This window comes from Janibacter massiliensis (assembly GCF_900289115.1).
Classification (GTDB): domain Bacteria; phylum Actinomycetota; class Actinomycetes; order Actinomycetales; family Dermatophilaceae; genus Janibacter_A; species Janibacter_A massiliensis.
In genome coordinates this window covers 907750-917839 of record NZ_LT985196.1, presented here as the reverse complement: position 1 = coordinate 917839, position 10090 = coordinate 907750, and the positions used below count along the sequence as shown (strand labels likewise).

At 70.8% G+C, this 10090-nt stretch carries 11 protein-coding genes and 1 pseudogene; 7 read left to right on the top strand and 5 right to left on the bottom strand.

The window, feature by feature from the left end; translation table 11 throughout:
* The first annotated feature begins 138 nt into the window (after positions 1-138).
* Complete coding sequence (locus DAA34_RS04480; protein WP_106817788.1) at positions 139-330, top strand: DUF3073 domain-containing protein; 192 nt, start codon at positions 139-141, stop codon at positions 328-330.
* 38 nt (positions 331-368) lie between these two features.
* On the opposite strand, the gene DAA34_RS04475 is transcribed toward DAA34_RS04480, so the two are convergent.
* The 5 genes from DAA34_RS04475 to DAA34_RS04455 are packed head-to-tail and all read right to left on the bottom strand — an operon-like array spanning position 369 to position 4689.
* The gene (locus DAA34_RS04475) at positions 369-1004 is read right to left on the bottom strand and encodes a response regulator transcription factor (protein ID WP_158707610.1); all 636 of its coding nucleotides are present in this window, start codon (positions 1002-1004) and stop codon (positions 369-371) included.
* Complete coding sequence (gene purM / locus DAA34_RS04470; protein ID WP_106817786.1) at positions 1001-2134, bottom strand: phosphoribosylformylglycinamidine cyclo-ligase; 1134 nt, start codon at positions 2132-2134, stop codon at positions 1001-1003. Before purM ends, DAA34_RS04475 begins: the two co-directional genes overlap by 4 nt.
* A 4-nt stretch (positions 2135-2138) precedes the next feature.
* Complete coding sequence (gene purF, locus DAA34_RS04465; protein WP_106817785.1) at positions 2139-3725, bottom strand: amidophosphoribosyltransferase; 1587 nt, start codon at positions 3723-3725, stop codon at positions 2139-2141.
* Positions 3726-3767: 42 nt separating this feature from the next.
* Positions 3768-4472 (bottom strand): diglucosylglycerate octanoyltransferase, encoded by a 705-nt coding sequence (octT, locus tag DAA34_RS04460; protein WP_106817784.1) that lies wholly within the window; start codon positions 4470-4472, stop codon positions 3768-3770.
* Positions 4473-4476: 4 nt separating this feature from the next.
* On the bottom strand, positions 4477-4689 hold the full coding sequence (locus tag DAA34_RS04455) for a hypothetical protein (protein ID WP_106817783.1): 213 nt from the start codon (positions 4687-4689) through the stop codon (positions 4477-4479).
* A gap of 34 nt (positions 4690-4723) precedes the next feature.
* Here DAA34_RS04455 and DAA34_RS04450 point away from each other — a divergent pair, with 34 nt between their 5' ends.
* The 6 genes and pseudogenes from DAA34_RS04450 to DAA34_RS04425 form a co-directional block, all read left to right on the top strand.
* Positions 4724-5764, top strand: a complete 1041-nt coding sequence (locus DAA34_RS04450; RefSeq protein WP_234354103.1) for a Gfo/Idh/MocA family protein — start codon at positions 4724-4726, stop codon at positions 5762-5764.
* A 20-nt stretch (positions 5765-5784) separates the two neighbouring features.
* Entirely contained in the window at positions 5785-6159 is a 375-nt protein-coding gene (locus DAA34_RS04445; RefSeq protein WP_106817782.1) for a sterol carrier family protein, read from the top strand.
* Positions 6156-7001 carry a spermidine synthase gene (locus DAA34_RS04440; RefSeq protein ID WP_234354102.1) on the top strand — a complete coding sequence of 282 codons (846 nt, stop codon included), beginning with the start codon at positions 6156-6158 and terminating at the stop codon, positions 6999-7001. The genes DAA34_RS04445 and DAA34_RS04440 overlap by 4 nt, the downstream gene beginning before the upstream one ends.
* Positions 7002-7182: 181 nt before the next feature.
* Positions 7183-8490, top strand: a complete 1308-nt coding sequence (locus DAA34_RS04435) for an AAA family ATPase (RefSeq protein ID WP_106817781.1) — start codon at positions 7183-7185, stop codon at positions 8488-8490.
* A 128-nt stretch (positions 8491-8618) separates the two neighbouring features.
* On the top strand, positions 8619-9296 hold the full coding sequence (locus DAA34_RS12090; protein WP_158707609.1) for a hypothetical protein: 678 nt from the start codon (positions 8619-8621) through the stop codon (positions 9294-9296).
* A gap of 297 nt (positions 9297-9593) precedes the next feature.
* Positions 9594-9953: pseudogene (locus tag DAA34_RS04425) on the top strand (transposase family protein); the annotation flags it as partial.
* Positions 9954-10090 lie beyond the last annotated feature (137 nt).

Genomic DNA, 10090 nt, shown 5'->3' with positions numbered 1-10090 from the left:
GCGGGAACGCTCACCGACCATGTAGCGTTGCCCCCACGAACACACGATTCCCGGGACCGCTCCGCGGAGTCGTCGGCTCCGCAACGGTTCCCGACGGCACAGCGATGCGCGCCCGCTGACGAACGAGGGGGTCACGCCATGGGGCGCGGCCGAGCCAAAGCCAAGCAGACCAAGGTCGCTCGCGAGCTGAAGTACTACTCGCCGGAGACCGACTTCTCCCAGCTGGAGCGTGAGCTGCACGGCTCCACGAAGGAGCGCGACGAACCGTCGTACGACTCCTCCCGCTGGGACGAGGACGACGACGACCCGAGCGGTCGTCGCACCGACTGAGCCACCCTCGTTCGGTTCGGGGCTCCGGCGCGACCGCCTCAGCGGACGACGACGCCCCGACGTCGAGCCTCGGCCACCGCAGCCTTCCGGGTCGAGACGCCGAGCTTGCCGCAGACGTGGCGCAGGTGTCCCTTCACCGACGGCTCGCTGAGGAAGATCTCCGCACCGATCTCGCGGTTCTTCAGGCCGCGGGCGACGCCGGAGAGCACCTCGTACTCCCGTCGGGACAGCTCGACGGGGCCGCGGTCGCGCCCGTCTGCCGGCCGGACCGGGATCGCGCCGGTGACGACGGGTGCCATGACGAGCTCACCCCGGACGGCGGCCCGGATGCCCGTGGCGACGTGGACGGGCGCGTTGTGGCTGAACATGTAGCCGGCCGCGCCCGCGTCGATGCACGCGACGAGCTGGGGGTCGCTGTCGTCGTCGGTGAGGATGACGACCCGCGCCCCGGCCGGGCCCGTGAGCACCCGGGTGACGACGGTCGCGGCGATCGGCGAGCCGTCCGCCCGGCACAGCGCGAGGTCGAGCAGGACGACGTCGACGCCCACCGCCGCATCGACGGCGGTCTCGACGTCCGGGGCGACCGCGACGACCTCGAGGTCACCCTCGGCGCGCAACCCGTCGACGAGGCGCGCGACCTCGGGACGGGGATCGGCGACGAGGACCCGGATCACGGGTGCTCGCCCACCACCTGCACCGCTCCCCCGTCGACGCCCTTGGCGCCCTGGACGACGTCCCCGCCGGTGGCCTCGCCCGCGGTGACCTCGCCGAGCACCCACGCGTCGATGCCCTCGGCGCCCAGGACCTCGCGGGCGGTGTCGGCGTGGTCGGCCGGCAGGACGGCGACGAAGCCGACACCCATGTTGAGCGTCCGCTCGAGGTCCTCGCGCGGCACCCCGCCGGCCTCCCCGACGAGCGTGAAGATCCGCGGCGGGGTCCACGTCGCGCGGTCGACCGTCGCGAGGGTGCCGGTCGGCAGGACGCGGGCGAGGTTCGCTGCGAGCCCCCCGCCGGTGACGTGGCTGAGCGCGTGGACACCAGCGGCCGCCGGGCCGTCGCCGCGCAGCCGCTCGATGAGCGTCAGCAGCGGCCGGGCGTAGATCCGCGTCGGGGTGAGGAGCGCCTCGCCGAGCGTGCCGGGCAGGTCGTCCAGCTCGTCCTCGAGGGCCCACCCGGCGGCGTCGACGACCCGCCGGACGAGCGAGTACCCGTTGCTGTGCAGGCCGCTGCTCGCGAGGCCGAGGACGACGTCCCCGGGTGCGACGAGGTGGGGGCCGATGACGTGCTCGTGCTCGACGACCCCCGTCGCGGCGCCCGCGACGTCGTACTCGCTCGGGCCGAGCAGGCCGGGGTGCTCGGCCGTCTCCCCGCCGACGAGGGCAACCCCGGCGCGGGCGCACGCGTCGGCGATGCCGGAGACGATCGCCGCGATCCGCTCGGGGACGACCTTCCCGCACGCGATGTAGTCGGTCATGAACAGCGGCTCTGCGCCGCAGACGACGATGTCGTCGACGACCATGCCGACGAGGTCGTGCCCGATCGTGTCGTGGACGTCGAGCGCCTGGGCGATCGCGACCTTCGTCCCGACCCCGTCGGTGCTCGTCGCGAGGACCGGCCGGCGCATGTCCTTCAGCGCGCTGGCGTCGATCATCCCCGCGAAGCCGCCGAGACCGCCGAGGACCTCGGGTCGGGTGGCGCGCCCGACGGCGGCCTTCATCAGCTCGACCGCGCGGTCGCCGGCCTCGACGTCGACGCCGGCGGAGGCGTAGGTGATGGGCTCGGCGGGCGGGGTCTGCTCGGTCACCGGCTCAGGGTAACGAGATCGTCGCGTCCAGCGTCCCGACCGTCGTTACGTCGACAGGCTCGGCGCTCCGCTCCGGCGGCGGCTCGGCCCGGACGTGCGCCCGCGCCGGGGCGGCCGCGTCGACCGGCACCTCGAGCTCGAGGACGTCCTTGCCGTAGCGCCCGTCCTGCGGCAGCGCGACGGGGTAGCGGCCGGTGAAGCACGCGGTGCACAGCCGGTCGGCCGGCTGCTGGGTCGCCTCGACCATCCCGTCCTCGCTGATGTAGCCGAGGCTGTCGGCACCGATCGACGCACGTACGTCGTCGACGCCCAGGCCGGTGGCGATGAGCTCGGCGCGGGTGGCGAAGTCGATGCCGTAGAAGCAGGGCCAGCGCACGGGCGGGCTGGAGATCCGCACGTGGACCTCGGCGGCGCCGGCCTCGCGCAGCATCCGGACGAGGGAACGCTGGGTGTTGCCGCGGACGATCGAGTCGTCGACGACGACGAGCCGCTTCCCCTTGATGACGTGCCCGAGCGGGTTGAGCTTGAGCCGGATGCCGAGCTGGCGGATCGTCTGGCTCGGCTGGATGAACGTCCGCCCGACGTACGCGTTCTTCACCATCCCCTGCCCGAACGGGATGCCGGACTCCTGGGCGTACCCGATCGCCGCGGGCGTGCCGGACTCCGGGGTGGGGATCACGAGGTCGGCCTCGACGGGGTGCTCCCGGGCGAGGACGCGCCCCATCTCGACGCGGGCCTCGTGGACGGCGCGGCCGGCGATGGTCGTGTCAGGGCGGGCGAGATAGACGTACTCGAAGACGCAGCCCTTCGGCTCGGGGTCGGCGAACCGGCTCGTGCGCAGGCCGTCCTCGTCGATCGCGACGAGCTCGCCCGGCTCGACCTCGCGGACGAGGGACGCCCCGACGATGTCGAGCGCCGCGGTCTCGGAGGCGACGACCCAGCCGCGCTCGAGCCGGCCGAGGACGAGCGGGCGGATGCCCTGCGGGTCGCGGGCGGCGTACAGGGTGTGCTCGTCCATGAAGACGAAGCAGAAGGCGCCACGCAGCAGCGGCAGGACCTCGCGGGCGCGCTCCTCGACCGGCGTGCCGGGCGAGTCGGTGAGCAGGGCGGTGACGAGCGCGGTGTCGGTCGTGTTGCCGTGCCGCAGCTCGCCGCGGTGCGCGCCGTCGGCGCGGGAGTCGACGAGGTCGCGCAGCTCGGCCGAGTTGATGAGGTTGCCGTTGTGCGCGAGCGCGACCGTGCCGTCGTCGTGCCCGCCGAGGGTCGGCTGGGCGTTGTGCCACGTCGAACCGCCCGTCGTCGAGTACCGGCAGTGACCGACGGCGATGTGCCCGGTGAGCACCCCCAGGTGCTGCTCGTCGAACACCTGGCTGACGAGGCCCATGTCCTTGTAGACGAGGATCTTCGACCCGTCGCTCGTCGCGATGCCCGCCGACTCCTGCCCGCGGTGCTGCAGCGCGTAGAGCCCGTAGTACGCGAGCTTGGCGACGTCCTCGCCCGGCGCCCACACCCCGAAGACGCCGCACGCGTCCTGGGGGGAGCGGTCGTCCTCGAGGAGGTCGTGCGTCAGTCGTCCGTCGCCGCGTGCCACCGCAGCAGTCTCCCACGCGGCCCGTCGGGCCCGGCCCGCGCGTCAGGTGGGGGGACGCAGGAGCGCCAGGGCGGCGTCGGCGACGAGCGCGTGCCCCTCGGGGCCCCAGTGGATGCCGTCGGGGTTGCCGCGGCCGGAGCGGACGTGGTCGTCGGTGACGCCGAGATCGAGCAGCGGCAGCCCGTGCGTGGCGGCGACCCCCTCCATCGCCCGCCGGGTCCGCGCCCGGGCGGGATGGGCGAAGCCGTACTCGCGCGAGCGGTGGGTCGCCGGCAGGGTGGCGATGACCGGCGTCCCCGGGCGCACGGCCCGCAGCGCCGTGACGATCCGGCCGAGGTGGTCGGCCGTCGCTCCCGGCGACAACGCCTGCGGCCGGCCGAGCCGGGCGGCGTGCGGCTGCGCGGCCTTGTAGCCGGCACGCACGCGTCGTCGCAGCCCCGCCGGGCGGATCGCCCGGATCGACTCGCGCACGGTGGTCGGCAGCGCGGAGGGCATCGAGTCCATCGTCGACGTCGCGACGATCACGGCCCCCGCGCGGGGCAGCGCGGCCCACAGCGCCGGGTCGGCCGTGAGGGCCCACCACGCGTCGCGGCACGTCCAGCCGGCGCGGGCGGCGAGGTGCAGGTCCCAGCCGAGCGCGTCGGCGACCTGTACGGGCCACAGGACGGGGTCGTCGGCGGGGACGAGGCGGCGCGCGTCGTGGTGGGTCAGCGAGTCGCCGAGGACCACGAGGGCGTCGCGCGGCACCGGCTCAGCGGCGGAGGGCGGAGGCGACCGCCGCGGCGACGGCGCCGAGGATCGCGCCGAGCGCGAGCCCGACGACGAGCAGGTACCCGGTCGTCGAGCTCTCGGTGAACGGGCCGCCCTGCGGGCCGAGCCGGTCGATGAGGAGGAAGACCAGCGCCCCGAGCACGGCCCCCGTCGCGAGGAAGGCGGGGATGCGGGGCTCACGGGTGGGGCGCACCCCACCACGGTAGGTCACGGGCGAGGATGTGCCCGTGGACCCCTCCGAGATGCGCCTCAACGCGCCCCGCGTGCCCGACCCCGCCGACGCCCCCGCCCTGCGCTGGGGCATCCTCGGCCCGGGGTGGATCGCGGACGAGCTGACGACCTCCCTGCGGCGCACGAAGCAGGAGGTCGTCGCGGTCGGTTCGCGCTCGTCGGAGCGGGCGTCGGCGTTCGCCGCGCGGCACGGCATCGACCCGGCGCACGCGCACGGCTCGTACGAGGCGCTCGTCGCGGACGACCTCGTCGACGTCGTCTACGTCGCGACGCCGCACTCGGAGCACCACGAGCACGCGCTCCTGGCGATCGCCGCCGGGCGGCACGTCCTCGTCGAGAAGGCGTTCACCGCGACGGCGGCGCAGGCCCGGGCGGTCGTCGACGCGGCCCGTGCGGCGGACGTCTTCTGCATGGAGGCGATGTGGACCCGCTTCCTGCCGCACGTCGACGTCATCCGGGACGCGCTCGAGCGCGGTGTCCTCGGGGAGGTCCTCGCGGTGCACGCCGACCACGGGCAGAACCTCTGGCCGGTCGGGCCGCGACGGCTGGCCGACCCCCGGCTCGCCGGCGGCGCGCTGCTCGACCTGGGGATCTACCCGCTGTCGTTCGCGCACCTGGTCCTCGGGGAGCTGGAGCTGCGCAGCGTCGACGGCGAGCTCACGCCCGAGGGGGTCGACGAGTGGGTCGTCGCGACCCTGGCCGCGGCCGGGTCGCCGGGCTCGCGCCCGCGGCTGGCGCACGTGAGCACCTCGATGGGGGTGCGGACGCCGACGACGGCGTCGGTCTGCGGGACGTGGGCGCGGCTGGACGTCGACGGCGACTTCTACGCCCCGAGCCAGGTGCGGCTCGTCGGGAACGACGGGATGGTGCTCGGCGCGTGGGGCCGGGCCGCGGGGACCGACCACGGCGGTCTGCGCTACCAGGCGGCCGAGCTCGCCCGGCGGGTCACGGCCGGTGAGAAGGAGAGCCCGCTCATGCCGCTCGACGACTCGATCCACCTCATGGAGCTCATGGACGCGATCCGCGCGCGCCTCTGACCGTCGGGGAGGATGGGCGCATGCCACCTCGTCGCCGCATCGCCACGGACGCCGGTCGGGCCGCCCTCGCCGCGTGGCAGGCGGACCCCGCCGCGGCCGACCGGACGACGACGGCCACGGCTGTTCGATGGGCCCTCGAGGAGCTCGCGACCCGCTCCCCCGGGCGCACGGTCGAGGTGCGGGTGCCGCCGTTCGGGGCGACGCAGTGCATCGCGGGTCCGGTGCACACCCGGGGCACGCCCCCGAACGTCGTCGAGACCGACGCCGCGACGTGGCTGGGGCTCGTCGCGGGAACGCTCGCGTGGTCCGACGCCCTGGCCTCGGGCCGGCTGCGGACGAGCGGCCAGCGCGCCGACCTGTCCGCGCACCTGCCCCTGACGGGAGGGGGCGTGTGAGCCGCTTCGAGATCGTGCCGCACGCCGGCGGGTACCTGCTCGAGATGGACGGGCTGCCGCAGAGCCACGTCGACCTCGAGGACCCGCGGCACCTGGCGATGGAGTACATGGCGCACCTCGCGGCGGTGCTGCGCGGGGTGAACCCGCCGGCACCGGCGCCGCTGCGGGTGACGCACGTCGGCGGCGCGGCGATGACGATGCCCCGCTGGGTGCAGGACGTGCGGCCGGGGTCGCCGCAGATCGTCCTCGAGCCGGACGCCGAGCTGACCGAGGCCGTCCGCCGCGAGCTGCCGCTGCCGCGCGGGCACCGGATCCGGGTACGGGCGCAGACGGGCGAGGAGGGAGTGCCGCAGCTCAAGGACGGCAGCGCCGACCTCGTGCTCGTCGACGCCTTCGCCGGTGGGGTGACGGTGCCGGGGCTGACGACGCTGGAGATGCTCACGGAGATCCGTCGGGTGCTCGGGGCGCGCGGGGTCGTCGCGCTCAACATCCCCGACCACCCGCAGCGGCGGTTCGTCGCCCGGGTGCTCGCGACGCTCGAGACGGTCGGCTTCGGCCACCTTGGGGTCATCACGCACCGGTCGGGCTGGGACGGCAAGCGCTTCGCCAACCACGTCGTCGTCGCGTGGGACGAGCCGGGCGACGATGACGGAGGCGGTGGCGAGGCCGCGACCGTCCTCGACCGGGAGCTCGTCGACGCGATCGTCCGCGACGAGAGCGTCCCGGCCCGCGCCCGGTGGGACGACGACCTCGCAGGCCTGAGCCGCAGCGCGGCCCCCCTGACCGCAGCCGACCCGATGACCTCCGACCCGTTTCCAGAAACCCTCCTGCGCCACCGCTGATAGGGGAGCCAACGAGTCGAACTCGAATGGCCATGAATCGGGGACATCGGACTAAGGTACAGCTAACGGAAAGCCGCAAGCACGGTGGAACGGATGACCTACACCGGACGGCGAGGGCGCCTCGGGTGCACACGCCTCACGTTCCGACCCGACTATTGACGAACACGCAGAGGGTGAGTTTATGAGAGTTCTCACGAGGATCGACGTGGACGGCCTCCTAAACCAGTTCGACCACCGAGTCGAGTTTCCGGTCGACCAAGAATTCGTTATTCTACATGGACCAAACGGGGTCGGCAAAACTCGCCTCCTCGAGCTCGTTCGGGATATCTTGGCCGGCCGCCCCCCGGACCGAAGGACTCCTTTCCACCGCCTCCGTCTTTCTTTCAGCGATCACGCGTGGCTAGAGGTCAAGCGGCCCGCAGGCAAGACGACGTGGCGGGTGTCGGCGCAGCCCGACCGCGAACTATTTACATCGACGGACGACCAACGCGCTCTCGAGATGGCTGCCCGAGATCTGATGGAGCAGGGACTCATCCGACGGCTGCCGCGACCGGGTTTGGACGGACCTCGTTTCCGCGATGCAGAGTCGGGCGACCAGCTAACCGCGCAAGAAGCGGTTGATCGCTACCTCGGCGACATCGACCCTCGCAAGTTGCCGGTCCCCAAAGATGTCTTGGAATTTGTCCGCGGGATGGATCCGGCGCTAATCGAGGTAAACCGCTTGCGTTCGATTCAGGAAGCACACCCTGAGCGGTACACTACCGGGATGCGGGAGCCGACAGCGGCGGTCGAAGCTGCCGACTACTATGCTCGTGACCTTGCCCGACGCATCACCGTTGCGAGATCGAAACACGCGGTCGACGCCCAGAAACTGGACGCTTCATACCCTGGACGGCTGTTGCAGGGCGGGAGCCGCAGCGTCAGTCACATGGAAGTCGCGAACCTTCAGACTGCGGTGCAGGAGTTGAGTCGGAGGCTGGAACGTGCCGCACTGCTAGAGCCCGACACCTCATTGACGGCCATCAACGTTCACACCGACACGGAGCCATGGAAACTGTCGGCCCTAAGTCTGCACTACCTAGACTCGCTTGAGAAGCTGAAGCAGCTTCGACCCCTCGCTGACAGAATTCTACTCTTCCATGAACTAGTCAGCGGAAAACTGGCGGGCAAGCAGTTCTCGATCAGCGCCGACCAGGGCTACCTGGTTGAAACAGCGAACGGACCACTGCGTCCTAGCGACCTGTCGTCTGGAGAGCAGCACGAGATAGTGATGACCTACCGGCTCATCTTTGATTCACAACCCCAACAACTGGTAATGATCGACGAGCCCGAGGTGTCGCTCCACGTCAAGTGGCAACGCAAGTTTCTGGACGACCTGCGGCGAATCGCCGGCGTTGACGGCCTGAGGTTCATAGTCGCGACCCACTCTCCTCAGATCGTGGGCGGATGGACTGACCGGATGGTAGCCATCGGCGGAGATGTCCGGTGATGGGACTTTCAGCGACTGCTCGAGAGTTAGCGACCGAGGCACTCTTTTTGTACGGGACCTCGCTGGCCCTCATCCTAGAGGGAGACTCCGATCGTCTAGTCCTTTCAGCATTCGCAGAAACCCAAGGCTTGACCTTTCTCGTCGCAAACTCGAAGTCGACGGCCTTGGAGGCGTCGCGAATCGTTGCGAAAGATGACGCGCTGGCATCGAAGTCTGCTCACATCGCGGTCCTTGTCGATCGCGACGACGACAGGACCTCAGGCTGGGACGGTCAGGTCCTTCGAACTGAGGGCCGCGATCTCGACGCCGAACTGGCCGCGCTACCGGGGGTATTGGAGAAGGTCATCCGATCCGTTCATCGCGTTTCGGAAAAGTCCAGACTTCTGGAGCTCGCCAACTCCGCACTTAAGCATGCGCACTTGCGGCGCGCAGTCCGTGAGACATCCTTTGATTTGGGCTTGGGACTAAACGTCGACCGCTTAGACGTCAAAGCCTCTCGCCTAGCGGTTTCCGACCTTACCGCGGCTGCAGATGCATTGGGGGTCACAATGGGGCGCGAGAAATTCCTTAGCCACTTGGAGGCCGCCTTCTCTCGCCCGCCGTCAATCTCGCAGTGCTGCGGTCACGATCTCCACCTAATAGTCTCATGGGGCGCCAGATCATTCGGCCGCGACCAAGTGCAGTCAAACTTCATGGTCGCGATCGACTCCGCACAGTTCTTCTCCACGCCCACCGGTCGGGCGTTATCAGATTGGGCTACCAAGAATGGTGCGCCCATCGATACATTCATCGAGCACGCCGCCTGACGTGACGGCGGAGGCAGGCGGCCCGGAATGCAAGGGAGCCGGCAGATCACGGGGGACCACGCGACGAGATCTGCGATCCAGTACCGTGCGTTCACCGAGGAAACCGCCGCGCAGAAGGGCCCGGCCACGTTCGCGATTACGCCTCAGACTGGGGCCGATGGCCATCTAATCTGCGTCCTGCTTGGGCGCCACAATTCGGCTCTTCAATTTTGAGCGTGGTGGGGCCCTGAAGTAGGGCTCGCGGCCCTACGCCAGCATGGGTGTTGTCTAGACATCTCATGAGCGAGGACCGCGAGCGTGCACAAGCCTACGTTCGACGTCGATGCGGCGTCGATCCTGTTCAACCTGTCCGGTTACCGAGTCGTCTCGGCCACCCCTGGCGTCGGCGTTGAGCAACCGCGGCAGGTGCTGATCGAGACGACCACGAGCGAGGGCGCCTGCCCCTCCTGCGGGGTGCTGTCCTCGCGGATCCAGGCAAGACCTACCCAGCGCGTGAAGGACGTGCCGTGCGGGGGTGAGCGGCTCGACGTGCTCGTGCGCAAGCGCCGCTACGCCTGCCGTGAGTCGTTGTGCCCGCGGCGGTCGTTCACCGAGGAGACCGAGCAGCTGCCCGCGCGGGCGAGGGTCACGACCCGGCTGACCGAGCAGGTGATATCCGGCTCTTCCCAATCAAGGGTGTAGGTGCCGTCTGAACCTGCCGGCTTCCAGGAGGCTGCGGGTGATGTAGTGGGTGAGGTTGCGGAACCCGAGGGCGGAGCCGCGCAGGTGTTCGAGGCGGCCGTTGAATCTCCTAT